This is a genomic window from Pseudomonas sp. Leaf15, assembly GCF_001421425.1.
In the GTDB taxonomy this organism is placed as follows: Bacteria; Pseudomonadota; Gammaproteobacteria; order Pseudomonadales; family Pseudomonadaceae; genus Aquipseudomonas; species Aquipseudomonas salomonii.
Window position 1 is genome coordinate 497,503 of sequence record NZ_LMKI01000023.1, and the last position, 25,190, is coordinate 522,692.

Sequence of the window (25,190 nt, forward strand, 5' to 3'; positions counted from 1 at the left end):
CAACGGGGCGTTGAATTAGAGGAAAAAATCCATGCGGAAGTAGATCGGCGCTTCGCGCTCAAGCAGCGTGGCCGGTCGTTCCAGCGAGTGGGCAAAGGTCACGCTGGTGCTCACGTATTGGCCTCGGGCAAACAGCTCCAGCGAGTTGCTCGAGACCCGGCCGTGTACTTCGCCGTTGTAGCGCGCATTGCGAATCACGCCCTGGTCATAGCCAACACTGGCGCCGTACTCACCGAACACCGGGCGCAGCCACTCCAGCGTCACCGGGCGACTCCAGCGCAGGTCGTTGCGCCAGTAGCCGCCGCTGTCGCCATTGAGTTGCTGGTCCTTGTAACCGCGTACCGACGAGGAACCGCCGAGGCTCATGCGCTGCGGGCTGAACAGCACGTCTTCACTGCGTTGGCCGGTGGCCAGGCTGGTGAAACTGAAGGACTCGCCCCACAGCCTGAACGGTTGCAGGTAGCTGACGGTGGCGGTGTATTTGCGGTAGCGCGCATCCGGCACGCCCGGGCCGGGGTTGTGATTGCCCTGGGCGTCGAACGCGCCGGTGCCGTTCTGCATGCCGACGTCGAGGTTGACGAAGGCGCTGCCAATCCGGCGCCCGTGGTTGATGCCCAACTGCAACTCACTGAGGCGGTTGCTGCTCTCTTTGAGGTGGCTGTCATTGATGTAGTTGTTGGTGCGCAGGTGCGCCAGGCCAACGTTGACCGAGGTTTTGCTCAGGGCGTCGCGGTGGATCACCCGTTCGGCGCGCAATTGGTGGTTCTGGCTGTCGCCGGTTTGCTTGAAGTCAAAGCCGTCGCCCTGGGCCACCGAGCGGTAATCGCTCTGGTTGTAGCTGTAGCTGAAGTTCCACCAGCCCCACGGCACGTTGTAGTAGAGCATGGCGTTTTTAGAGGTTTTTTGATGGTCGCTGATGGCGTCATGGCCGCCGCGCAGCACCAGTTGATCGGCCAGGCCGAGTGGGCTGTCCCACTCAAAGCCGGTGCCCCACTGTTGTTCGCCGGTGCTGCGCTGCCCATCGTTATTGCGCGACAGGCTGGCACGCCAGGGTTTTTGCGGGTTGTTCTTGACCAGCACCGTACTGCCGCCCACCACAGTGCCGGGCGCCAGTTCCATTTGTGCCTGATTGGACGGCAAACGATTAAGCTGATCGATGGCCTGCTCGACTTCTCGCAGGTTGAGCAAGTCGCCGCTATGGCCGGGAAAAGCCATGGCCAACTCGCGCTCGGACAGCTTGCTGTTGTCGGCGCCTTTAACCCCTTCGAGCTTGCCTTCCACCACCAATACTTGCAGACGACCGCTGGACAGGTCTTGTTGCGGCAAGTAGGCGCGGCTGGTGACCAGACCTTTGTCGATGTAATAGTCGGTCACGCGCTTGAGCAATTCATTCAGCTGGGACACCCCCAGGCACTGGTTGACATAGGGCTTGGCCAGGCGCTCGCGCTCATCGACAGACAGGTTGTCGGCGCCCTTGAGTTCGATGTGCTGGATGGGGAAACAACGGGTATCAACCGGGGTGGCGGGCGCCGTCGGTTTCAGCGCTTTGCCGGGCAGGTCCTTGAGTTCTTCAAGGCGTCGCTGCTGTTCTTCCAGCAGGCGGTTTTGCCGGTCGCGAATCAGGTCCTGGTCACCTGGATTAGTCGCGGCGAAGGCGCTGTTGTGGGCGCTGAGGCACAACACTGTCAGGCACAGTAATGGCCGAATCCATGGCGTGGACAAGTGCATATTCGATCCGTCGATAATTGAAGGCGGGAAGCTATCATCGAACTTTGAATATGCCAACATTCCGGCAAATCATAAAATCATCACAAAACAACAACTAACTTATTGATTTATATGCGAATAAAGTCGATGTTCGCGCCTCTTACACCTCACTTTTCCGACAAGCGGTAATAGAGATTCACTTGACACTTTCAAGATAGCGACTAATCAACTAAGAAGATTCCTAAGTAATAGCGGAATTTTCTTAACCCAATAAGAATTTTCTTAACCCAATAAATAGCCGCGCCGATGATGCCCCGCTTCTAGTGTTCCAACGCATACCGCCGACAATGGTTGAGATACCCCTGCTCATGGCTGCCCACCAACTGCACCACACTGGTCCATAACCACGACGGCGCATCCAGTTGTCTGGAGCGGTTTTCCTGCAACACCGCCATCCACTCCTTGCGCGTATCGCGGTCCATCTGGCGGGCATGGGCGATGCCGACCACGCGGGCCAGGTAACCGGCGGCGTGCATGGCATCGATCTCGCTCAATTCATCCAGTTCCAGTTTCATGTCCTGGGGCAGCAGTTCACGGATGAAAAAACCGTGATCGAGAAAACGCGTGGCCAGCATGCGCTCGCCCAGGCCCGGTGACAGCTGGCGGGCGCCTTCCACCACGCGCCGGCCATTGTCGCGCGGCATCTTCGCGCGTGCCGCCCGGGGCGCGGCGGCGCCGACGGCTTCCTTGATGTCGATCAGGCAATATTCCTGGTCGTCCTTGTCGCCCACACCCAGCAAGGCGGCATAGCGCAGCAAGCCGAGGGAGCTGCAGCCTTTGACCCAATAGGCCGAATCGAGCAATTGGACCTTGGCATCTTTGGGTCGGCCTTTGAGCGAGGTCACCAACTGATGGATTTCATCCGAGGCGCAGACGCTCTCCAGCGCGCTTTTTTCCGCCCGCGACAATGACCAGAAGTGCTTGCCCAGCGGGATACTCGGCCGCGCGTTTTCGATGCGCTCACGCGCCAGGTTTTTCCAGGTGCGCTCCACGGCGCTGCGCATGCCGGCCTTGACTTGGGACGGGCGCGGCGGCGCTTCATCGGGCTTGTCTTTGAAGGCTTGCTCGTAGCCCACCATCATTTCTTCGAGCATGCGTGCAGTGGTTACGCCCGGCAGGTCCGAGCCGCGTGCGGCGGTGGCCAACGACAGCGCCAGGCGCACCAGGTCATGGGCCGGGTTGCCGATCACGGTTTGGTCGAGGTCGCGGATATGCATGTCGATACGGCCTTTGGTATCACCCGTGGGGCCGAGGTTGCCCGCGTGGCAATCGCCGCAGATCCAGATCGCCGGGCCATGGGGCAAGCGGCGGCCGGGCTGGCTGTGCAGCCACTCGTAAAACTGCACCGTGCTGCCGCGCACATAGGCATGGGCCGAGCGGGCCATCTTCAGGTTGCGCAGTTGGATAAGGTGGGGCATGCGGGCAGAGGGGCGCGGAATTTTCATGGAGGCACTCGGTACGGGGTACGGTAGAGGTTAGCCCGTCACGAATGTTTCATTTTGTTTCAGGAATAAAAACTTCAAGCCTGGGCGGTGTGCGCTTTCAACCAGCCTTTGAACGCGGCCATGGCCGAGGTTTCGGCCCGCGACTGCAAGCGCGTCAGCCAATAACTGCCGGTGCTGATGCCCACGGAGAACGGCTGGCGAATCACATCACTCTCCAGTTGCCGCGAGAACATCATCGCCGGTGCCAAGGCCACGCCGATGCCTTGCTGCGCGGCCTCCATCATCGCCAGGGACGAATCGAACACGATGCTGCGCGGCACCGGCGTGTCGGCCGGCAGCCCGGCGGCCTGGAACCACAGGTTCCATTCATCGGCGCGGTAAGAACGCAACAACGTGTGTTTGAGCACGTCGTCCGGCGTGTGCAATTGCTCGGCAATCTGCGGCACGCACAGCACGGTCAACGGCGCTTCGAGCAGTTGGCAAGCCTCGGTGCCATGCCAGGCACCGGCGCCGAAGCGGATCGCGTAGTCGAGGCCTTCGGCGGCGACGTCAACGCGGTTGTTGTGAGTCGACAGCCGCAGGTCGATAAACGGGTAGCGGCTTTGAAAATCCGGCAAGCGCGGCAGCAACCAACCGACGGCAAAGGTGCCCACCGCCCCGACTGTGAGCACTTCACGGTAATGGCCGCCTTCGAACTGGCCTAAAGTCAGCGCAATACGGTCGAACGATTCGCGCACGACCGGCAGCAGGGTTTCGCCTTCGCGGGTGAGCATCAGGCCGCGTGGCAGGCGCTTGAACAAGGTGACATTCAGTTGCGCCTCCAGGCTTTTGACCTGATGACTGACCGCGGCCTGGGTCACGCACAGCTCGATGGCGGCGCGGGTGAAGCTCAAATGCCGGGCGGAAGCCTCGAATGCCCGCAGCGCATTCAGCGGTAAATGGGAGCGCAGCATGCGTGACCCTAAATTAACTAATGGCTGATGCGAGATATCATCGTTTGCCCGCCGAACAAAATCCACCTAGATTTGCCCCGCCTGCGCAGGCCTTGATCGTCAGCACATCCCTTACATGGAAGCGAACCCGCATGAATCACAGCTTACAAAAATTTCTGTTCAGCGCCCTGTTAATCAGCTCCGGCAGCTGCGTGGCCGCCACCGACCTGCGCACGGTAGTCGATGCCGGCGTAAAACCGCTGATGCAACAGCAAGGGATTCCCGGCCTGTCGATCGCCGTGGTTAACCAAGGCAAAGTCCAATACTTTAACTACGGTGTTGCATCCAAGGAAACCAAACAGGCGGTTAACCAGGACACCCTGTTTGAAATCGGGTCGATCAGCAAAACCTTCACCGCCACCCTCGGCGGCTACGCCCAGGCCACCGGCAAGCTCAAGCTCTCGGACACCGCCAGCCAGCACCTGCCCGCCCTGGCCGGCGGCGTATTCGACCACATCAGCCTGCTGCAACTGGCGACCTACACACCGGGTGGCCTGCCGTTGCAGTTTCCCGACGCGGCCGACAACGCCGGTGCCATGCTCGGTTATTTCCAGCACTGGAAACCCGCGTATGCGCCGGGCGAACAGCGTTTGTATTCCAACCCCAGCATCGGCTTGTTCGGCTACCTCGCGGCGCAAAGCCTGGGGCAGCCGTTTAACCTTGCCATGGAGAAAACCTTGCTGCCCAAGCTGGGCCTGACCAACACCCACGTCAGCGTGCCGGCGAGCAAAACCGCTCAATATGCGCAAGGCTATGACAAAAATCTGAAACCCATTCGCGTCAGCCCCGGCGCCCTGGACAGCGAAGCCTACGGCATCAAGACCAGCACCCAGGACCTCGCCCGTTACGTGATCGCCAACCTGCACCCCGAGACCCTGGAAAAACCGCTGCAACAAGCAATTGCGAGCACTCACGCGGGTTACTACACCGTCAATGGCATGACCCAGGGCCTGGGCTGGGAACGCTACCCCTACCCGATCACGCTGCAGGCCTTGCTGGATGGCAACTCCACCGAAATGGCGATGCAGCCGCACAAGGTCAATTGGCTGACGCCGACGCAGCCACAACCGGCCAACGTGCTGTACAACAAAACCGGCTCAACCGGCGGTTTTGGTGGGTATGTGGCGTATGTGCCGAGCAAGGACATGGGGGTGGTGATTCTGGCTAACCGCAATTACCCGAATGCCGAACGGGTGAAGCTGGCTTATGCGATCTTGAGCGCGATGGACCACTAAGCCCTGACAAAAACCAAATGTGGGAGCTGGCTTGCCTGCGATAGCGGTATTTCAGTCACCGAATTGGCTGACTGAACCACCGCTATCTCAGCATAGGTATCTACACAACTGCCGGTTAAAACAAAGTCTGCGGTACATCGCTTGTTGTGGCGAGCAGGCTTGCCCTGCGTTGGGCTGCGCAGCAGCCCCCAGCAAGGGCACTGAAATTCTTTCTGAAAGAACTCAGCGCCTGGTTTTGGGGCTGCTGCGCAGCCCAACGCAGGGCAAGCCTGCTCGCCACAGGGGAACGGGGTGCCTTCGAACGTATGGCGATCGCAGGCAAGCCAGCTCCCACATTTTCAGACCGTGTTACATGCCAAGCCAGTGCGGCAGCGCCAGCGAGATAAACGGCAAGTACGTGACCATGATCAAGAACACCAGCAGGATCATCAGCCACGGTAACGCCGCGCGAATCGTCTGCCCGAGGGTCAAGCCGGTCACCGCCGAGGTCACGAACAGGTTCAACCCCACCGGCGGGTGTACCAGGCCGATCTCCATGTTCACCACCATCACAATCCCCAAGTGAATCGGGTCAATCCCCAGCTTCATGGCAATCGGGAAGAAGATCGGCGCCAGGATCAGCACAATCGCGGACGGCTCCATAAAGCTGCCGGCCACCAGCAACACCACGTTGACCATGATCAAAAAGCCGATCGGCGTGAGGCCTTCGGAGATCACCCAGGCGGTGATTTCCTGCGGGATCTGCTCGGTGGTCAGCACATGGGCAAAGAGCATGGCGTTGGCGATGATAAACATCAGCATGATCGCCAGGCGCCCGGATTCCAGCAGCACCTTGGGGCAATCGCGCAGCTTCATGTCCTTGTACACAAACAGCGCGACAAACGCCGAATACACCGCCGCCACGGCCGCTGCTTCGGTTGGCGTGAACATGCCGCTGTAGATGCCGCCCAGGATGATCACCAGCAACAGCAAGCCCCAGAACGCGCGGCGTGCGCAGGTCAGCCACTCGCGGAAGGTCGCGCGTGGCTGCGCCGGCAGCTTCTTGAGGCGCGCGACGATGTAGATCGCGACCATCAGCATCAGGCCCAGCAGCAACCCTGGAATCACACCGGCCATAAACAGCTTGCCCACCGAGGTTTCGGTAGCGGCCGAGTACACCACCATCACAATCGATGGCGGGATCAGGATGCCCAAGGTGCCGGCGTTGCAGATGATCCCCGCGCCGAACTCCTTTGGGTAACCGGAACGCACCATGCCCGCCACGGCAATCGAGCCGACTGCCGCCACCGTCGCCGGTGATGAACCGGACAGCGCCGCAAACAGCATGCACGCCAGCACCGCCGCAATCGCAAGGCCGCCACGAATGTGGCCGACACAGGCGTTGGCGAAGTCGATCAGCCGCTGCGCCACACCGCCGGTGGTCATGAACGCACCGGACAGCAGGAAGAACGGAATTGCCAGGAAGGTGTAGGCGTCGGAGGTTTCGAACAGCTTGATCGCCAGCGAACTCACCGAGTCCTGGCTGAACATCAGGATCGACACCGCACCGGACAACCCCAGGGAAATCGCGATCGGCACACCGAGGAACATAAACACGAACAACAGCAAAAACAGACAGAGCACGGCCATCAGTGACGCTCCTCATGGCTGCCGGCCAACTTGCTGGCCTCTCCGGCCTCGTCGGCCAGCCCCAACCCGACCTGACGGTGGGTAAAGATGCGGTAGAAAATTTCCAGGTAGCGGATAAACACCAGGGCAAAACCGATGGGCACGATGATCACGATATCGCCCACGTCCACGCCGTATTGGTCGAGGTCTTCGGCGCCGATATGCGCGCTCATCACGGCACTCACCCACTTGTAGCTGGCGACCATGAACAGCCCGGCATAGGCCAGGCAACACAGGCAGGCGAGCATGCCGAGCAGGCGTTGCACCGGGCGTTTGGTCAGCTTGACCAGCGCGTCCACGCCGAGGTGGCCGGCGGTGCGCACGCCGTAAGAGATGCCGAAAAAAATCAGCCAGCCGAACATGGCCTTGGTCAGCGCCACGCTCCAGGTCATGTCCTGGGCCCAGGTCATGGTGTGGTCGCCCAGGGCACCGAAAAAACTGCTGCTCCATGCCCACTTGTCAGACAGGGCAAAAAACAGCGTGTAGATGTTGTTGAGCATGACGTAGACGAATGTCACCAGGGTCATGGCGACCAGCAGGAAGGCGATAAACCCTTCCTCCAGGTGCTCCCAGACGCGCCTTAGCGTTTGCATGGCAAAACCTCGCGAGACCAATGAGATGTCAGGGTGGAAACCGGCTCGAAATGTCGAAGCGGATCTCTGTGGGAGCTGGCTTGCCTGCGATGGCATCACCTGGTTTTTTCAGGTAAACCCAGGTGATGCCATCGCAGGCAAGCCAGCTCCCACATTAGATGTGCGCTACTGGTTGGAGGCGTCCGCCGCCTTGATCAGGTCGGCGCCAATCTCACCCTCGAACTTCTGCCACACCGGGCGCATGGCTTCGCGCCACAGCTGGCGCTGCTCCGGGGTCAGTTCGATGATTTCGCTGGTCTTGGCGTCGATGATCTTCTGCCTGGCCGACTGGTTCAGCGCTTCGGCCTGCTTGTTCACCTCGACGGTGACTTCAACCATGATCTGCTCCAGCGGGCCGCGCACATCCGGTGGCAGGCCGTTCCAGAACTTGGCGTTGGTGATCACCATGTAGTCGATCAGGCCATGGTTGGACTCGGTGAAGTACTTCTGCACCTCGTTGACCTTCTGGCTTTCATAGTTGGACCAGGTGTTCTCGGTGCCATTTACGGTGCCGGTCTGCAGGCCTTGGTACACCTCGGCAAAGCTCATCTTGCGCGGGTTGGCGCGGATCGCCTTGAACTGCTCTTCGAGTACGCTGGAAGCCTGCACGCGAAACTTCAGGCCACGGGCGTCCTTGGGTTCATGCAGGGCTTTATTGGCGGAAAGTTGCTTGAGGCCGTTGTGCCAATAGGCCAGGCCGAGGATGTTCTTGTCCTGCATCGAGGTCAGCAATGCCTTGCCCTGAGCGGCCTGGAAACGGTCGACGGCGGCCAGGTCATTGAACAGGAACGGCAGGTCGTAGATCTGCACTTGCTTGGTGTATTGCTCGAACTTGGCCAGGGACGGCGCCAGCATCTGCACGTCGCCGAGCAACAGCGCCTCCATCTCTTTGCCATCGCCGAACAGCGAGGAGTTGGGGTATACCTCGACCTTCACACGGCCCGGCAAGCGCTCTTCAGCAAGCTTTTTGAACAACAACGCGCCCTGGCCCTTGGGGGTGTTTTCGGCGACCACGTGGGCGAACTTGATCACAATCGGGTCGGCCGCCTGGGCCAGGCCCGCGGCGAATAAAGTGGCGGCGCACAGCAGCGCCCGAGAAAGCTTGAGCATGGGGAATCACCTTCTTATTGTTGTGTTACAGGGCAAGGTGCCTGATGTGGTGCGTGTAGTGAATTTCGAATTTTAGATACCTGCGTTCGGCCAGGCCGAACGCCATACTTCAGAACAATGAAGATCCAGTGTGGGAGCTGGCTTGCCTGCGATGGCGGTGTGTCAGGCAGTCGATTCATGGGCGGGCCCACCGCTATCGCAGGCAAGCCAGCTCCCACATTTTGCTCCCGGTTGTGTCAGTCAGAGTCGGGCGGCCAGCAGCCTTTGCGCACGCAACAACACCGGCGCATCCACCATCTGCCCATCCATCTGATAAGCCCCGGCACCATGGGCACCCGCCTCAACCACGCGCTTGGCCCAGGCCAGGTCTTCGGCGCTGGGCGCCAGTGCTGCATGAATCACTGTCACCTGCTTGGGATGGATACACAGCGCCCCGGCAAAGCCCATTTCATAGGCGTGCCGGATCGAGCGGCGCAAACCTTCAGGGTCGTCGATGGCCGGGTGCACGCCGTCCAGTGGCGCCACCAAACCGGCAGCGCGCGAATGTACGATCAATGCGAGGCGTGCCTGATCCAACGCAAACTGCGCAGCCGCAGAACCGCTGCTCAGGTTCAAGTCCAGCGCCAGGTCCAGCCCGCCGAACGACAGGCGCTCAACCTGTGGCGCGTGGGCAATTTCAGCCACCGCCAGCAAACCCTTGGCGCTTTCGATAATCGGCCAGATCACCTTGCCGGCAGCCGCCACCACCGCCACCTGCGCGGCGCTTTCCACCTTCGGCAGCAGCACACCCGCCACATTGGCGTGGGCTTTACAGAACGCCACATCTTCAAAATGCTCGGCATGCTCCGGCGCGTTGATGCGCACCCACACCTGAGCCTGTGGATGCGCGTGCAAAAACACCCCAAGGTTATCCCGCGCCTGACGCTTGAGGGGTTCTTCTACCGCGTCTTCAAAATCCACAATCACCGCATCGGCGCCACTGGCCAGGGCTTTGGAAAACCGCTCCGGGCGGCTGCCGGGCACAAACAGGGCCGAACGAACTAAGGGCTTTGGCATCATTGAATTCCTTGTTAGATAACGCCGCGTGCGCGCAGGCCGTCCACAGCTTCCGGCGTAAACCCAAGCTGATCGAGAATGCCCTGGCTGTGCTGGCCCAGGGCGGGAACGGCGTCCATGCGCGGGGTAAACGCGGCATTGCGCGCCGGCGGCAACAGCGACGGCAGCGGCCCGGCCGGGCTTGCGACTTCGCGCCAGCTGTCACGCGCCTTGAGCTGCGGGTGGTCCCACACGCCTTGCATGTCGTTGACCCTGGCACTGGCGATCTGCGCGTCTTCCAGGCGTTGGATCACGGCTTGCGCGTCCAACTGCGCAAAGCTGTCAACGATGATCTGGCGCAGCGCCTCACGGTTGGCCGAACGCTTGAAGTTGGCCGAGAAACGCTCATCGGTAGCCAGCTCAGGCGTGAGCAGCACCTTGTCGCAGAATGCCGCCCATTCGCGTTCGTTCTGCAAGCCAAGCATCACCGTGCCGCCGTCGCCGGTGGGAAACGGCCCATACGGGTAGATCGTCGAATGCGCCGCCCCGGCCCGTGGTGGCTGGGGCGCGCCGTCGAAGGCGTAATACATCGGGTAGCCCATCCACTCCACCAGGCTTTCGAGCATGCTCACGTCGATGCGGCTGCCCTGCCCCGTCTTGCCGCGCAGCAGCAGGGCCGAGAGGATGCCGCTGTAGGCGTACATGCCGGCGGAAATATCGGCGATCGAGCAACCGGCCTTGGCCATCTGGTCTTCACCTGGGCCACCGGTCACCGACAAAAAGCCGCCCTCGCTTTGGATCAGCAGGTCATAGGCTTTCTTTTTCTCGTAAGGCCCACCTTCGCCATAGCCGGAAATATCGCAGACAATCAGCCGCGGAAAACGCTCATGCAGCGCCTCAAACGACAGGCCCATGCGCGCCGCCGCGCCGGGTGCGAGGTTCTGCACCAGCACGTCGGCATCGGCCAGCAGGCGTTGGAGGATGTCGCCGGCCTCATCCTGCTTGAGGTCCAGGGTCAGGCTTTCCTTGGAGCGGTTGGTCCACACAAAGTGCGAGGCCAGGCCGCGCACGCGCTCGTCATAGCCACGGGCAAAGTCACCGGTGCCGGGGCGTTCGATCTTGATCACACGGGCGCCGAGGTCTGCCAATTGGCGGGTGCAAAATGGCGCGGCAATCGCGTGCTCCAGGCTGATCACGGTGATGCCGTCCAGCGGTCGTTGATTAGTCATGACGCTTCCTCAAAGCCAGTCGGCCATGGACGCTGCATCGCGCAGGCTCCAGACCTTCTCGATCAGTGCATTGGCCTGCGCGGGTGTGCGCGCGCCGCTGAATTGGGTAAGGCGCTGGCATTTATCCGCCAGCTCCACCCGGCTCAGGGTGTTGCCGGGGTCGCCCTTGGGTTCGTCGATGGCGCCCTGCAGCGTGCGGCCATCGAGCGTGGTGACGGTGACGCGGCCCAGCCAGCGCTGCGGGTAGGCGGCATCGACTTCCGCGTCGAGGGTCATGCTGACCTTGTCGCGAAAGGCCGCAACGGCGGGGTCGGTCAACGCCCGTTCGTGGAACTCGGTGAGTCCGGCCTTGCCATGTACGGCGATCAGGCCGAGCACAGTGCCCATGGAGAATTTGGCCTGATGCACAGTGGCAGGCGTGGTCACGCGGCCGAGCACGTCGATGGCACCTTGATGGACACGCGTTTCAACCGTGGCGATATCGGCAGCGCACAGCCCTTCGCGCTGCATCAGATCCAGCAACGCATCGGCGGCCGGATGGGTGTGACGGCACGAGGCGTGGAACTTGAACGAGGTTTCCAGCAGCGCCCAGCGGCTACCGAGCTCGGCCGATAATTTGCGCGGCTCGGCATCGCTGGACATGCCCGCCGCCAGGCCCTGGTCGCCTTCCAGAATATTGCGCGCACCGGTCAACCCGTCCGCCGTCAAATACGCCGCGAGCAAGCCATCCGCCGCCGCCTTGGCGGTGTGCAGTTGCTTGGAGTCGGCGGCATCGCGCAAAAACTCCCACAGCCCGGCGGCCTGGGTACCGGCGCTGCCGAGCAGGTTGATGAACTGCTCCTGGCTAAAATCCATCAGCTTGCCCACGGCAACTGCCGCCGCCAGGGTGCCGACGGTGGCCGTGGTGTGGAAGATGCGGTAGTGGGAACGGCCCATGAATTCGCCGATGCGAATCCCGGCTTCATAACCGGCCACCGAGGCCAGTAACAATTCGCGGCCGGATTTGCCAAGGTCCTGGGCGGCAGCCAGCGCGGCCGGAAACACCACGGTCGCCGGGTGCAGCACCGAGCTGTTGTGCAGGTCATCCTGCTCCACCAGGTGCGAGGATGCGGCGTTGACCAGCGCGGCAAAATACGCGCTGGTGCTGCCGCCATTGACGATCACCTGGGCGGGACCGCTGCTGGGTCCCATTTTTTGTGCATAGCGTTCAAACAACGGGATCGGGTGCGTGCCTTGGCTGGCCAGCGCCGAGGCCAGCCAGTCCAGATACAGGTCTTCGGTGCGTGCCAGTACGCTTTCCGGCAATTGTTCGTAGTTCAGGTCCGCAAGGAACCGACACAAGGCGTGGGTATGGCTCATGGTCAGGCCCTCAGAAGCTGCGTGGCAGTTCGAGCAAGTGCTCGGCCACGTAGGACAGGATCAGGTTGGTGGAGATCGGCGCGACCTGGTACAGGCGGGTTTCGCGGAATTTGCGCTCCACGTCGTACTCACAGGCAAAGCCGAAACCACCGTGGGTTTGCAGGCAGGCGTTGGCGGCTTCCCAGGACGCCTTGGCGGCCAGGTACTTGGCCATGTTGGCGCTGGCCCCGGCATTCTTGCCGCTGTCGTATTCCTCACAGGCACGCCAGCGCATCAGGTCCGCCGCTTCGATTTCGATATGCGCCTCGGCAATCGGGAACTGCACACCCTGGTTCTGCCCGATCGGGCGGCCAAACACCACGCGGTCGCGGGCGTAGGCACTGGCCTTTTCGATAAACCAACGGCCATCACCGATGCACTCGGCGGCAATCAGCGTGCGTTCGGCGTTGAGGCCGTCGAGGATGTACTTGAAGCCTTTGCCCTCCTCGCCGATCAGGCTGTCGAGGGGCAGCTCCAGGTTGTCGAAGAACAGCTCATTGGTTTCGTGGTTGACCATGTTGGCGATGGGCTGCACGGTCAGGCCGTTACCGATGGCTTCGCGCAGGTCGACCAGGAAGATCGACATGCCTTCGGACTTCTTCTTCACTTCGGCCAGCGGCGTGGTGCGCGCCAGCAGAATCATCAAATCGGAATGCTGGATGCGCGAGATCCAGACCTTCTGGCCATTGATAACGTATTTGTCGCCACGCTTGATCGCGGTGGTCTTGATTTTGGTGGTGTCGGTGCCGGTGGTGGGCTCGGTCACGCCCATCGATTGCAGGCGCAATTCGCCGCTGGCGAGCTTGGGCAGGTAGAAGCTTTTTTGCGCTTCGCTGCCGTGGCGCAGCAAGGTGAACATGTTGTACATCTGGCCGTGCACGGTGCCGGAGTTACCGCCGCAACGGTTCACCTCTTCGAGGATCACCGAGGCTTCGGCCAGGCCCAGGCCGGAGCCGCCGTATGCTTCAGGGATCATCGCCGACAGCCAGCCGGCGTCGGTCAGGGCTTTGACGAAGGTTTCGGGGAAGCCTTTTTGTTCGTCGACCTTGCGCCAGTAAGCGGCATCGAACTCGGCGCACAAGGCGCGCACGCCTTCGCGGATGGCGTTGAGTTCTTCGTTGTCATTGGGGTTCATTAACGGCTCTCCGCCTGTTGTTCTTGGATTATTCGAAGTGGATTTCGGCTTTCTGAGCCAGGCCGTCTGCGTTACCAGCCCACAGTTCTGCAACCCCGTGTTCAATCACCCTCCCACCCACAGCAAACGGCTGCGGCGCAATCAGCGGGCGCACGCCGCGATAGGCAAAGCGGCGCAGAGCTGCGCCGGGATGGGCGCGGCAAAACGCGCGCAGGCTCAAGGTAGCGATCAACGGGCCGTGCACCACCAGGCCTGAATAGCCTTCGGTGCCGGTGACATAGGGGTAGTCGTAGTGGATGCGGTGGCCGTTGAAGGTCACGGCGCTGTAGCGAAACAACAGGGTTGGCGTGGGGCTGATCGACTCCTGCCATTCGCCTTCGGGCAAGGCGTCGCCGCTGCCCTGTTTGGGCGGCGTCGGTTCGCGGTAAACGATGTCCTGTTCTTCGCGGATCGCCAGGCGACCGTCCTGGGAATAGTCATGCCGCACGGTGACAAACAACAACGAGCCGGTTCGCCCGGTCTTTTCTTCGACCTGGGTGATGGTCGACACGCGAGCGGCGGCCTCACCGGCGCGCAAGGCGTGCAGGAACTCGATGCGCCCACCGGCCCACATGCGATTGCGGTTGTCGGCCGGCGGCAGGAAGCCGCCACGGGCCGGGTGGCCGTCAGTGCCCAAGGCCGTTTCCGGCAGTGGATCCTGGAAAAAGCACCACTGCCATAGCGGCGGCAAATCGGCGCCCTGTTCCGGCACAGCGTCGCCAAAAGTGGCGGCAATGCGTTTGAGCAGGTTATGGCTCAAGTGGTCGTGGGCGGTCTCGCTTCGGCCGATCCAATCAGTAGCGCTCATCGGGTGCAGGTCCTCGGGCAGTGAATGTCTGCCCCGGATCATGCAAGCGCCTGCCCGTTCTGAGAATTTGCATTTCAATAAACCAGCGTTCGGTTATGCTGAACGCCAACTTCGAGTCCGCCCTCATATCCTGTGGGAGCTGGCTTGCCTGCGATAGCGGTGTACCAGAAACATCATCGGTGCTGACATACCGCTATCGCAGGCAAGCCAGCTCCCACACTTGAAGCTCACCGTTGCCAAAATAGGGGTTTGCATGCATTTCGATCTCGCCGACCTGCGCCTGTTTATCCACATCGCCGAATCCCCCAGCCTCACCCAGGGCGCCAGGCGTGCGTTCCTCTCGCCGGCCGCCGCCAGTGCGCGGATCAAGGCGTTGGAGGGTCAGTTGGATACGCGCCTGCTGTACCGCGACAGCCGTGGCGTGGAGATCACCCCGGCGGGCGAGCGGCTGCTGCACCATGCGCGGCTGATCATGCGCCAGGTGGACTACCTCAAAAGCGAGTTCACCCAATACGGCGTGGATTCGGCCGGGCATATCCGCATCTTCGCCAACACCACGGCGGTGACCGAGTTTCTGCCGGAGGTGCTGGCGGGTTTTCTGTCCCAGCGCCCGGGCGTGACCGTCGACCTGCAGGAGCGTTTGTCCCGCGATATTGTGCGTGGCGTGCTTGATGGCACCAGCGACATGGGCATCATTGCCGGGCCGGTTGAGGCCGCAGGTTTGCAGGTGTTGCACTTCAGCACCGATGAATTGGTGCTGATGGTGCCCGTCGGTCATCCGTTGGCCGACCAGCCTTCGGTAACGCTGGAGCAAACCCTGGCTTACCAGCACATCGGCCTTCATGAAGGCAGCACGTTATTGAGTTTTTTACGTGAACACGTCGATCGCCTGGGCAAGCATTTATCGCTGCGCATTCAGGTGTCGAGCTTCGAGGCGATCTGCCGCATGGTCGAGGCCGGCGTGGGCATCGGCATCATTCCCGAGTCCGCCGCCGTGCGACACAGCCGGACCATGCAGCTGGTGACGGTGAAGCTCGATGAGCCGTGGGCGATTCGCGAGCGCAGTATTCTGGTGCGCGAGTTGGAAGCGTTGCCCGGCTCCATTCGGGCGTTGATCGCCACCTTGATGCCGGACACACTCAGTGCAGGCTGATGTTGCGCTGGCTGGCGTTATCGGTATTGATATGGCTCAGTCGGCCCTGCCCATCGAACAACAACAGATCAGACCCCAGGCGGCGAAGCTGGGCCGGCGCTTGCGGCCAGTGCAACGTGACGCAAAGCCGATCGCTGGCACGGTGGATCACGTGCCAGCACGTGTCCTGCTGCTCAACCCGATAACTGATCAGCAGCCAGTCCTCAAATAGAAACGGGCTGACGGAATCATCCCATTCTTCATCCGGCAAGTTACCGGGCAACCTGTAGCCCTTTCGAATCCCGCGCTGCTTAAGTACCAGAACGGGCGTTTCATCATCGTGTTTGATCAGATACTGCGCCGATTCAGCAGTGGCACTGGGAACCTGGAAGTCCGTCGCTACGATGTCAAACGCGCTTTCGCGGCTGACCAGACGCCGCTCCGGCAGACGATAATGCCACAGCATCAGGCACCCGCCCGGCGCCGACAACCACAGGTATTCGTTGTGTTCATCCACCTTGATGGCCCGCACCGGCTCCGGTAGATCACTCACATGCCAGAGCGTTTCAAAGCCACGATCAACATCCACCACGCGCAACTGCGGGCCTTTGCCGATGGTCCAGTTGCTGCCATCAAAGGCGTTTGCATAGACATCCATGGCCAGCATACCGAGGTCTTTGGCGACTCGATTGACCAGGTCCAGTTTGCTCACGCGCCATACATTCCCCCGCCAGATCAGCACCAACGCAACCTGTCGGCTATGGGCAATAACGATTTTCTGCGCCGGTACAGCAAAGTGAAACAACGCTGTGCCCGCCGCATCCACCACCATCACGCCCGCCTCGCCCAGCGCCACCAGGTAACGCTGGTCTTCAAGCGGCGCGGCGTCGAAAATCGGCCGGCTGCCAGCGGCCGGCGCGGACCACTCGCGGGTTTCACCCAAACGCTCCAGCGAGACCACGGGCGTACGCTTCAGCGCCTGGCCCGGCAAATCCGCCGCAAGCGCTTTATCGCGACTCATCTTGACCAGCGCTTGTAGCTGGTTATGCGTCAGCTGGCCTTGATCGCTGAATTGATCAGCCAGAATCGCCTGCACGGTGGCACCGGCCAGCCAGGCCAGGGCGGTGGTGTTGGCCTTGTGCAGCAATAAGGCCTGCGCCAGTGCGGCGCGTTCGCTGGCGCGCGCGGGGTCGTCACGCAATTGCTCGACCCACGGCCCGTACGCGTGCAGCGTTTCGGGCAACAGGATCGCGCGTTTAACCAGTGCCTCAATACCCAAGCGCCCGCCGGCCGCCTCGGCGTTGAGCAGCCATTGCGCGGCGCGTGGGCGCTCTGCGGTCAGGCTCCAAATAACATCGACGGCTTGCAACCACAGGCCTTTGGCGATCAACGACTCGGCCCATTCCAGGCGCAAGCGGTCGGCGGCTTCCGACGACTTGGCCTGGAGCATCACCACGGCGTCGGCGAACGCATTGTCGCGCCGCGCCACCAGCACGGCGCGCTGCCACTGCTCGGCCAGGCACAGCAGGCGCACGATCACCGCCGGCGGCATGTCCCACGCCAGAGCCAGGTCGGCGGCCTGCTGATAGCGCGCGTGTTTCTCCAGGTAATCGAGAGCTTGCTGATGTTCCTTGAGCAATTCGGCAAGGACAAACACCGCTTCCTCAATACGACCGGCTCGGTCCAGGCGCTCAAAAGTCTGGCGGTACACCTGGCGCAGATGCTCGGTCAAGTCGTCTTCAAACAGCATCGAGCGCGCCGGGCCATCCTGCTGGCTGAGGCTCAAATCCTCGCGACGCTGAGGCGTACCAAAGCTCTGTTCACCGCTTGAGGCACCGCCGTTCAAAGGGATGGCGTGACGCAAGGCTTCTTCGAAATTGCCGTCTTCGAACATCTCCAACATGCGCTGCATGTAGGCGGCCTGGCGTTTGCCATACAGTTTGGAAAGCTGGGAATGCTGGGTCAGCCGGGTCAACAAGCGGCGCCATGCCGCAGGTTTGTGCCTGCGCGGGGTGGCACGCGCAGCGATACTTGGGTCAGCGGGTGCAGGGGCAACCGGCCGGGGCGCCGCTTTGGCGGGTGCCGAGGCGCCACGGTGCAGAAAGCGGTTCAACCCGAACAGCAGCGCGGTAATCACAACCATCCAGATCAGCGCGCTCAGAAGCATACCGCTGAGGGACTGTGTGTGCGTGGCCAGCATGGCGGCAGCATCACTCTGGCCGAAGAGGCGGATCAGCCCCCCCAACAGCAGCAAGCCAATCACGATTTTCAGCACCGGGGAAGATACTTCACGGGTGCTATTCGTATTGTTTTGCGCAGGCGATGCACTGGCGCCAGCCCCTTTACTCGACGTGTGACGCGCACGCGCACGCGCACGCAGCGCTTGCATGATTGCGTCACGCTCCGGGCTGACGGGCTCCAGCGGCCCACCGAGGATTTCACGCAGGTCGGTGATCACTGCATCCGGCAGCGTTGCCGGCAACGGGGTATGGCAGTCAAACGTGTCGAGCAGCGTGTAGGTGCTGATGTCGAGCCACAGCCCGGGCGTCAGTACGTGTGCATCGCGCAGCTGCAGTGCATGGATCTGGCTGCCGCGCACCAGCCACAAGTCGGCAACGGGCAGCCCGCGCAATTCCTCAGGGTGCAGCGCGGCAGACGACAAGCCCAGGCCCTGGCGGATCAGCGGCCAGCCGTGCAGGCTTTCGCAGTGTACCGGGCAAGGTGTGTGGAACTGCAGCAAGTCGCCGTCGGCAAAGCGGTAGGCACGCGCGTCGATTTGCCAATAATTGAGAATCAGGCGCCTGCGCTCGTCTTCATCAAAACGCTCGGCGGCAAACCATAGGCCGTCAATCTGTTGGTGCCCGGTGAGCAGCGGGCGGCGAATCAGCATTCGTTCTGGCTCAAGCATTGGCAGCTTCCTGGGTGAGCTGCGGTGCCTGGTTGCACATCACTTGCAAACGCATGGAGCGCTCGCCAACCGAGTAAACCAGTAATTCGCGGTCAGTGGTCAGTACGGCGATCAAGCCGCTCATGGGGCAAAAGCTCGCGCGAGCAATCGGCGCCGAAGTGGTAAACAACGTGCGCTGTTGCCCCTCGGCGTACAGCCCGACGCTGTGCTGGTTCGGCCCCAGCAGCACCAGTGAGTAGAGCTGTCGTTGGGCGAACGCGTGGTGCAGGCCGATGGCTTTCCAGCCCGGCGCCAAGTCGATCTGTTCGTGTTTCGCCGGAAAGCTTTCATGGGTCACCAGGCGCCAACTCTGGTGGCCGTCCTGGGTGGTCAGCAGCGCGCAACCACCGCAGTACTGGCGCCAGTAAAAGTTGGCAGCCAACAACACCTGGCTGACGCCCGCTGCCGAGCCGACCGCATGACCATTGGCGCGTAAACCGTCAGCAGACCCGGAATACGCGACAATCTGCCCGCCTTCGCTGCGCGCATAAGCGATGGTCAAGGGGTCGACCTGCACCAGGCTCATTACGTCATCCGCCACCTGGCAGAGTTGTCGCGACTTCCAGTAGGCGAGCCGCCCCTGGCTGTCGAGCAAGTACACACGCACGGAGTTCTGACTGTGCAGCCAGACACTCGGCAGGAACGTCGCGGTACCCGGTGGCAGTTGCAGCTGTTCACGGGGGGGCTTGTCGACGGTGGGCATACCGGGAATGTTCCAGAATGTCAGGCTGTCGTTGTCGCTCAACACAGCGCCGAGGCTGCGGTGGTGAAAGGTGGTGCTCAATACGCGCTGATGCTTGCCCCACAGACGGCGTCGAACCTCCAGCGACTTTTTCTGGTTTTTGTGCGGCAGCTTGATCACCACCATGCCCGCCTCATCGAGCAGGCGCAGCGCCACATAGTTACCGGCGCTGGAGATTACCGGCGGCAAAGTCAAAGCTACGCGTGGCACCGCACGTGCGAGATTCGGCGGCGGCGCCTGGACTTCATCGTCAAACTGGCCTTTGAGCAGTTGCACCGCGTGCGCCTCATCCGGCATAGGCAGCAGCACGCGCCGCATAGAACCGGCCTGCAACTCGAATGACAGGCTGTGCCCATCCAGGCTGCGCTGCACCTGAACCCGGTGCGTACAAGTCTTGGTCGTGTCCTTGGGCAAGCGTTGCCCGACTGTCCAACACTCACCCAACGCCTCACCCTGCGTGGCCAGCCATTCCTGCCAGGCGTTCCAGTGCGCCGGGGCGACATTTTCATAGGTGCGCGCCTTGAGCAGCTGCTTGAGCTGCCCTGCGCTATCGAATTCATGCAGCAGCGGCTCGCCTTGCAAGATGCCCCAACGCAACTGCGCCCCTGCCTCCTCGGCACGCCGGGCCAGCAGCATCAGCAAGGCGATATGCACCAGCCGCGCCGCACCCCACTGCAACGGGCCGGCGTCGAACAGCACGACAATCAGGCGGTTGGCTTCACGGGCGCGGTACTGCGGCGCCAGGAACATATGCTCGCCGCCGACAGCCCGGCGCATAAACTCATCCGGCACTTCATCGGCCAGCAGCCATTCGCTGGAAAGCAGACGCTCGTAAGGCCCACGGCGTTGCAGATCACCCACGCCATCCGGCTCAGGCACGCCGCCTTGCTGCCTGCCGCGCAGTGGCCCCAGCATCGGGTTAAGGCGCCCAAGCAAGTCGGCGAACAGCGGCAGATGCTGTGGCGCAAACCACTCCAGCCACTGGCGCCAAGGTTGCAGGGCTTCAGGCAGTTGCATGGTTGGCTCCCCAATGCGTCGCGATGCGCTGAAGGTGTTCAACCGTGACCGGCAACAGGCGATCCAACGGCACGACGGCGTGCGGTTCGCGCCACAACAATAAGGGCGAGCGCTTGAAACGTGCCGACAGCGTCTGGCCGAGCAGGTCTACCGGCACTGTCGGCTCCCAACTGGTGGGCAGCCATACGCCAGGTGCGCCGGGGTGTACTGCGGCGTATTCGACGCCATCGACCCACGGCAAATCCGCCGCCACCCCAGTGACGACCAATACATCGCCATTGGCGGTAGCGTGCAAGCGAGCAGCCTGTTCATCTGCGAGCAGCAGGCGCGCATGCAAGCGGCGCGCGGCGTCGCCCCATGCGACGGCGGCTTGAGGCTCGGCAGGCACCTGCCTTGGGCGCCAGGTCCAGGCGTAGTTGCCGGTACTCATGGCGTCAGCATTCGGGACAGTTGCCCGCGTACCTGCTGCAAGGGTTCCGGCATTGTCTCGCTATTGAAGTTGGCGTCGATCTCGCGCAGCAGCCCTTCGAGCGCCGGGCTGTCGGGCGGCTCGCTGCGGGCCAGGTAGTCTTGCGCAGTTTCCAGCAAGCGATTCAAGCGCGACATCGGTTGCAAGGTGGCCTCTTCGACCGCACTGAACAAGTGGCTGTTGCTGGACGCGGCAAACAGGTCGCGCAGCACCTCGCGGCCATGCTGCTGAGTTTCTTTAGTGGGCAGCACATACAGCAGCGGCCACAGATCTGCCTCGCTGGCTTGCAGTCGCCCGCCCAGCAACGCGGCGGCCGCGATCAGCCGTTGAGACTTGACGATACGGCGGTCCGACAACTGTATGCCGGCGTCGCGCAGGCGCCGAATCGCCTGGGCCAGGGCTGGACGCACCGCGCCCAGGTCGACGTTTTTCAGGGCCTGGCTCAGCGTGTCCAACTGGGCCAGCCCCAGCAACTGTTGCACCGGCCGCTGCTCCGACTGCCAACCGCCCGCCAGCATGGCTTCCAGTTGATTGTCCGGCACCGACTCAACAAACAGGTGCAACAGGAAGCGGTCGCCAAATGCCGCCAGTGCTTCATCGTCCGGCAAGCCGTTGGCCGCGCCGACACACACCCGCAGCGGGCATTGGATTTGAGTATGGCCACGGCGAAAGCGGCGCTCGTTGAGCACGCCCAGCAAGGTATTAAGGATGGCGGTCGAGCCCAGGAAGACTTCATCGAGAAACACGATGTCGGCCTCCGGCAGCATGCCGCTGACGTCGGTTTCCACCGTGCCTTCACGTAGTTTCTTCAGGTCTACGGCACCAAAAAGCTCCGACGGCTCAGTGAAGCGCCCCAACAAGTATTCGAAGTAACGCCCACCCATGGACTGCGCCACACGGCGTACCACGGCGCTCTTGGCCGTGCCAGGCGGGCCGATCACCAGAATGTGTTCCTGGGCGACCGCCGCCAGCACAATCAGCTCGGCCAATTGCTCGCGCCCGACCAAGCCCTCGGTAGCCTTACGCACAGCGTGGCGGATTTGCGTGGCAGCGCTTTGCAACTGAGCAATCATGGGTATCTTCCCTGAAACCAAAGCGGGGAATCTTGCCTGAGGCTAAGGTATTAGCAAAGCGTTGTTACAACCTGCCTTGAGGAGTCAGCTCATGCAACTCGAAGGATCCTGCCATTGCGGCGCCGTAACATTCAGCCTGAACAGCCAGCATCCCTACCCCTACCAGCGTTGCTACTGCTCGATCTGCCGCAAAACCCAAGGCGGCGGCGGTTATGCGATCAACCTTGCCGGCGATACGCAAAGCCTGAAGGTGCAGGGACGCAAGCATATCTCGATCTACCGCGCCCGCCTCAAGCCCGAAGGCGCCAGCCGTGCGCATGCGAGCACTGCCGAACGGCATTTCTGCTCGCAGTGCGGCAGCGCCTTGTGGCTTTTCAGCCCGCAGTGGCCGGAGTTGATTCACCCGTTTGCTTCGGCCATCGACACGCCGTTGCCGGTGCCGCCTGAGCATACGCACCTGATGCTCGGCTCGAAGGCACCGTGGGTCGAAGTCAGTGTGCGCAAGGGCGATTTGCAGTTCGACGAATACCCCGAAGAATCCATTGCCCAGTGGCATGAGCGTTTGGGGCTGACGCGTTAACACTCTTTGACAGTTTCTCGACAAAGCTCTCAAAGATTGTTGGCCGGCATGGCCCTAGCATTCGAGCATCCAAACCACCATCCGGGTGCTCTTCATGTTTCGCACATTGCGCGGTATTCCGTTATGGGGCTGCTTGCTGGGCACGCTCGGCTGCCACGTGCAGCCGCCTGCCCCGCCGGCGATTCCCAAGGGCGATTACGGCGCGATCATCCGCTACCTGCAAGCGCGCATTCCCAAAGACCTGGCCCGCGAGAATGTGCCCGGGTTGTCGATTGCGCTGGTCAATGGCCAGGAGCTGATCTGGGCGCGCGGCTTTGGCTTGGCCGACAAGGCCCAGGGTGTGCCGGTGACCGCCAACACGGCGTTTCGCGCCGGCGGCATTTCCAAACTTCTGACAGCCACGGCGGCGATGCAGTTGGTCGAGCAACAGCGCCTGGGCCTGGACGCGCCGATCCAGCAAACCTTGCGCGAATTTTACGTGCGTTCGCGCTTTCACACTGACCAGGCCGCCGCTGACCGCGATATCACCCTGCGACGCCTGCTCAGCCATCAGTCCGGCTTGCCCAGTGAACATTTGCGCGACGTGCGCAGCACCTATGCCATGGGCCAGATGCCGATGCGCGTGTCGGGCGTGTGGCTAAGCAGCCCGCCGGGCTCTCAGGTGGCCTATTCCAACCTCGGTTATTCGCTGGTCGGCGCGGCCATCGAGCGCAGCAGCGGCAAAAGCTTTGAAGCCCAACTGCAAAGCCGCCTGCTCAAGCCCCTGGAAATGAACCAATCGAGCTTTGTCGGCACCGGCACGCAGTTGAGCTTTCGCGCCCTTGGGTACGAAGACGGCGTGGCGAGTACCGATGCGCAGGTGCGCGACCTCGCTGCCGGCGGCTTGTGGGCCAGCCCCAAAGACCTCAGCCACTACGTGCAGATGCTGTTTGCCCATGGCCTCTATAAAGGCACCCGTGTGCTTGAAAGCCCGTCGATTGATCAGATGTTTACCCAGCAAAACACCGGCAATGCCCTGGACTTCGATTGCCGGATGGGCCTGGGCTGGTTCCTCGCGCCCTGCGGCGATGAACCCGTCGCCCCCGGCGTGCGCACCTACCAGCACAGTGGCGGCGGTGATGACTTTGCCGCGCAATTGAGCGTGCTGCCCGACCAGCAATTGGCGGTGATCATCATGGCCAATGACAGCAACGCCGAAGAACTGGTCGCGCGCCTGGCCACCGAGACCCTGCGCCTGATGCTCCAGGCGCAAACCGGGCAGGCCGTGTGCGCCGACGACTGCCAGGCACCCAGCCATGGGCTTAAGTTGCGCCAGGTGCCCGCCGCCGTCGACCGCAAGCGCCTGGCCGGGTTTTATGCCACGGCCTGGGGCGTATTCCGGGTCAAGGATGACGGCGATCGGCTGAGCGGTGAGCTGGCCGGGTTTGACTTCGAGTTATTGCGCGACGAACACGGCTGGCTGCGCGCGCAGAAAAAAGTCCTGGGCTTTTGGCTCAAGGACCTCGGTGATTTGGGCCGCGTACAGCTGGACGTGGTCACGGTGCAGGGCCGCCAAGTGCTCACCGCCCGCAGCCATGGCCAACGCCTGGCCATCGGTGAACGCATCGACCCGCCGCCGCTGCCGCTGGCCTGGGCCTCCACCATCGGCACCTATCAGGTGCTCAACACCCATGAGCCCGACGCGCCGTTGAGCGGCATCAGCGTGCGCCTGGAAGAAGGCTTCCTGGTGATTCGCGGCCAACTGCACAACGAGCCGCTTACCGACTACATCCTGCTTCCCGTCGACAACGCCCACGCGGTACTGGCCGGCAACGGCTACGGCCTGGGCGATACCGTCAGCCGCCAGGTCAACGGCCTCAGCGCCTCGGGCTACTCCTTCAAACGCACGCAATCGCCCAACAACCTCTTGAATTTTTAACAAGGACGAATACCCGGATGCGCTCAAAAAACCTCTGCCTGTCAATCACCTCACTGTGCCTGCTCGCAGCTGCAGACACTGCGATTGCCGAAGACTGGCAATACAGCCTCAAGGCCGGCGTGGGCAACCTGCCGCGCTACAGCGGCAGCGACGAACGCATGACCGCGCCGCTGCTGGGCGGCAAAGTCGTCAGCCCATGGGGGATTTTCCTCGACACCGACAAGGGCCTGGGCTGGGGTTACGAAGGCAATGCCCTGAGCTTCAGCGCGTATGTCGGCGCAAGCGCCGCACGCAAGGACAAAAACGAGAGCCTGCACGCCGGCTCCAAACGCCTTAAAGGCATGGGCGAGATCAAGGCCCGCCCGCAATTGGGCGTCAACGCCAGCTATAACCTGGGCGGTGTGATCGTCGGCGCGACCCTGGAACATGCCCTCAAGGAGAACGACCGCAAAGACACCGGCAAGGCCTACACCCACCTGGAACTGAGCCTGGGCACCAACCTGTATGAAGGGCGCTACGGTTCGGTGGATGCCAGCCTCAGCAGCCACTTTGGCGACCGCAACTACTTGCAGACCTGGTATGGCGTAACCACCGGCCAGGCCGCGCAAAGCCGCTTCAAAGCCTACAAGGCCGGCGCGGGCAATATCAGCAATGGCCTGAACCTGGTGTGGAGCCTGCCGATCAGCGAGCACACCCAGTTTTCGACCTTGCTGGATGTGCAGTACCTGGCAGATGAAGCGGGCAAGAGCCCGATTGTGGAGCGACGGTTGCAGACGTCGGTGATGGGGGTTTTGGAATACACGTTCTGATCGGCTAGCC

20 protein-coding genes are annotated in these 25,190 nt (G+C 62.0%); 5 read left to right on the forward strand and 15 right to left on the reverse strand.

Translation table 11 applies throughout. The features are described from left to right. Positions 1–15: 15 nt before the first annotated feature. The 3 genes from ASE80_RS18520 to ASE80_RS18530 form a co-directional block, all read right to left on the reverse strand. The gene (locus tag ASE80_RS18520; protein WP_056860216.1) at positions 16–1,728 is read right to left on the reverse strand and encodes a ShlB/FhaC/HecB family hemolysin secretion/activation protein; all 1,713 of its coding nucleotides are present in this window, start codon (positions 1,726–1,728) and stop codon (positions 16–18) included. 299 nt (positions 1,729–2,027) lie between these two features. Continuing rightward, complete coding sequence (locus ASE80_RS18525; protein WP_056860217.1) at positions 2,028–3,212, reverse strand: DUF2252 family protein; 1,185 nt, start codon at positions 3,210–3,212, stop codon at positions 2,028–2,030. Positions 3,213–3,286: 74 nt separating this feature from the next. Beyond that, positions 3,287–4,165: a LysR family transcriptional regulator gene (locus ASE80_RS18530; RefSeq protein ID WP_056860218.1), complete on the reverse strand. Its 879-nt coding sequence runs from the start codon at positions 4,163–4,165 to the stop codon at positions 3,287–3,289. Between the two features lie 131 nt (positions 4,166–4,296). On the opposite strand from ASE80_RS18530, the gene ampC reads away from it, so the two are divergent. After that, the gene (gene ampC / locus ASE80_RS18535) at positions 4,297–5,439 is read left to right on the forward strand and encodes a class C beta-lactamase (protein ID WP_056860219.1); all 1,143 of its coding nucleotides are present in this window, start codon (positions 4,297–4,299) and stop codon (positions 5,437–5,439) included. A gap of 348 nt (positions 5,440–5,787) precedes the next feature. Here the strand turns inward: ampC and dctM are convergent, their stop codons facing one another. The 8 genes from dctM to ASE80_RS18575 form a co-directional block, all read right to left on the reverse strand. Continuing rightward, positions 5,788–7,068: a C4-dicarboxylate TRAP transporter large permease protein DctM gene (gene dctM / locus ASE80_RS18540; protein WP_056860220.1), complete on the reverse strand. Its 1,281-nt coding sequence runs from the start codon at positions 7,066–7,068 to the stop codon at positions 5,788–5,790. Continuing rightward, entirely contained in the window at positions 7,068–7,700 is a 633-nt protein-coding gene (locus tag ASE80_RS18545) for a TRAP transporter small permease (RefSeq protein WP_056860221.1), read from the reverse strand. Before ASE80_RS18545 ends, dctM begins: the two co-directional genes overlap by 1 nt. A 165-nt stretch (positions 7,701–7,865) precedes the next feature. Beyond that, positions 7,866–8,849: a TRAP transporter substrate-binding protein gene (locus ASE80_RS18550; RefSeq protein WP_056860222.1), complete on the reverse strand. Its 984-nt coding sequence runs from the start codon at positions 8,847–8,849 to the stop codon at positions 7,866–7,868. 240 nt (positions 8,850–9,089) lie between these two features. After that, the gene (locus ASE80_RS18555; protein WP_056860223.1) at positions 9,090–9,905 is read right to left on the reverse strand and encodes an HpcH/HpaI aldolase/citrate lyase family protein; all 816 of its coding nucleotides are present in this window, start codon (positions 9,903–9,905) and stop codon (positions 9,090–9,092) included. Between the two features lie 14 nt (positions 9,906–9,919). Next, positions 9,920–11,113: a CaiB/BaiF CoA transferase family protein gene (locus ASE80_RS18560; protein ID WP_056860224.1), complete on the reverse strand. Its 1,194-nt coding sequence runs from the start codon at positions 11,111–11,113 to the stop codon at positions 9,920–9,922. A gap of 9 nt (positions 11,114–11,122) precedes the next feature. After that, the gene (locus tag ASE80_RS18565) at positions 11,123–12,472 is read right to left on the reverse strand and encodes an MmgE/PrpD family protein (protein WP_056860225.1); all 1,350 of its coding nucleotides are present in this window, start codon (positions 12,470–12,472) and stop codon (positions 11,123–11,125) included. Positions 12,473–12,482: 10 nt separating this feature from the next. Continuing rightward, on the reverse strand, positions 12,483–13,646 hold the full coding sequence (locus ASE80_RS18570) for an acyl-CoA dehydrogenase family protein (protein WP_056860226.1): 1,164 nt from the start codon (positions 13,644–13,646) through the stop codon (positions 12,483–12,485). Positions 13,647–13,674: 28 nt separating this feature from the next. Then, complete coding sequence (locus ASE80_RS18575) at positions 13,675–14,493, reverse strand: FAS1-like dehydratase domain-containing protein (protein ID WP_056860227.1); 819 nt, start codon at positions 14,491–14,493, stop codon at positions 13,675–13,677. Between the two features lie 253 nt (positions 14,494–14,746). Between ASE80_RS18575 and ASE80_RS18580 the strand changes: the two genes are divergently transcribed. Then, positions 14,747–15,646 (forward strand): LysR family transcriptional regulator, encoded by a 900-nt coding sequence (locus tag ASE80_RS18580; RefSeq protein WP_056860228.1) that lies wholly within the window; start codon positions 14,747–14,749, stop codon positions 15,644–15,646. On the opposite strand, the gene ASE80_RS18585 is transcribed toward ASE80_RS18580, so the two are convergent. The 4 genes from ASE80_RS18585 to ASE80_RS18600 are packed head-to-tail and all read right to left on the reverse strand — an operon-like array spanning position 15,633 to position 21,873. Further along, the gene (locus ASE80_RS18585; RefSeq protein WP_056860229.1) at positions 15,633–18,533 is read right to left on the reverse strand and encodes a bpX6 domain-containing protein; all 2,901 of its coding nucleotides are present in this window, start codon (positions 18,531–18,533) and stop codon (positions 15,633–15,635) included. The two genes, ASE80_RS18580 and ASE80_RS18585, sit on opposite strands and share 14 nt — an antisense overlap. Next, positions 18,526–20,331: a hypothetical protein gene (locus ASE80_RS18590; protein ID WP_056860230.1), complete on the reverse strand. Its 1,806-nt coding sequence runs from the start codon at positions 20,329–20,331 to the stop codon at positions 18,526–18,528. The genes ASE80_RS18585 and ASE80_RS18590 overlap by 8 nt, the downstream gene beginning before the upstream one ends. Continuing rightward, entirely contained in the window at positions 20,318–20,761 is a 444-nt protein-coding gene (locus ASE80_RS18595; protein WP_056860231.1) for a bpX5 domain-containing protein, read from the reverse strand. The genes ASE80_RS18590 and ASE80_RS18595 overlap by 14 nt, the downstream gene beginning before the upstream one ends. Further along, positions 20,758–21,873: an AAA family ATPase gene (locus ASE80_RS18600; RefSeq protein WP_056860232.1), complete on the reverse strand. Its 1,116-nt coding sequence runs from the start codon at positions 21,871–21,873 to the stop codon at positions 20,758–20,760. The genes ASE80_RS18595 and ASE80_RS18600 overlap by 4 nt, the downstream gene beginning before the upstream one ends. Positions 21,874–21,964: 91 nt before the next feature. Between ASE80_RS18600 and ASE80_RS18605 the strand changes: the two genes are divergently transcribed. From ASE80_RS18605 to ASE80_RS18615, 3 genes are all read left to right on the forward strand, one after another. Next, entirely contained in the window at positions 21,965–22,453 is a 489-nt protein-coding gene (locus tag ASE80_RS18605; RefSeq protein WP_056860233.1) for a GFA family protein, read from the forward strand. Positions 22,454–22,547: 94 nt separating this feature from the next. Then, positions 22,548–24,371 carry a serine hydrolase domain-containing protein gene (locus ASE80_RS18610; RefSeq protein ID WP_056860234.1) on the forward strand — a complete coding sequence of 608 codons (1,824 nt, stop codon included), beginning with the start codon at positions 22,548–22,550 and terminating at the stop codon, positions 24,369–24,371. A 17-nt stretch (positions 24,372–24,388) separates the two neighbouring features. Continuing rightward, the gene (locus ASE80_RS18615; protein WP_056860235.1) at positions 24,389–25,180 is read left to right on the forward strand and encodes a MipA/OmpV family protein; all 792 of its coding nucleotides are present in this window, start codon (positions 24,389–24,391) and stop codon (positions 25,178–25,180) included. Positions 25,181–25,190: the final 10 nt, after the last annotated feature.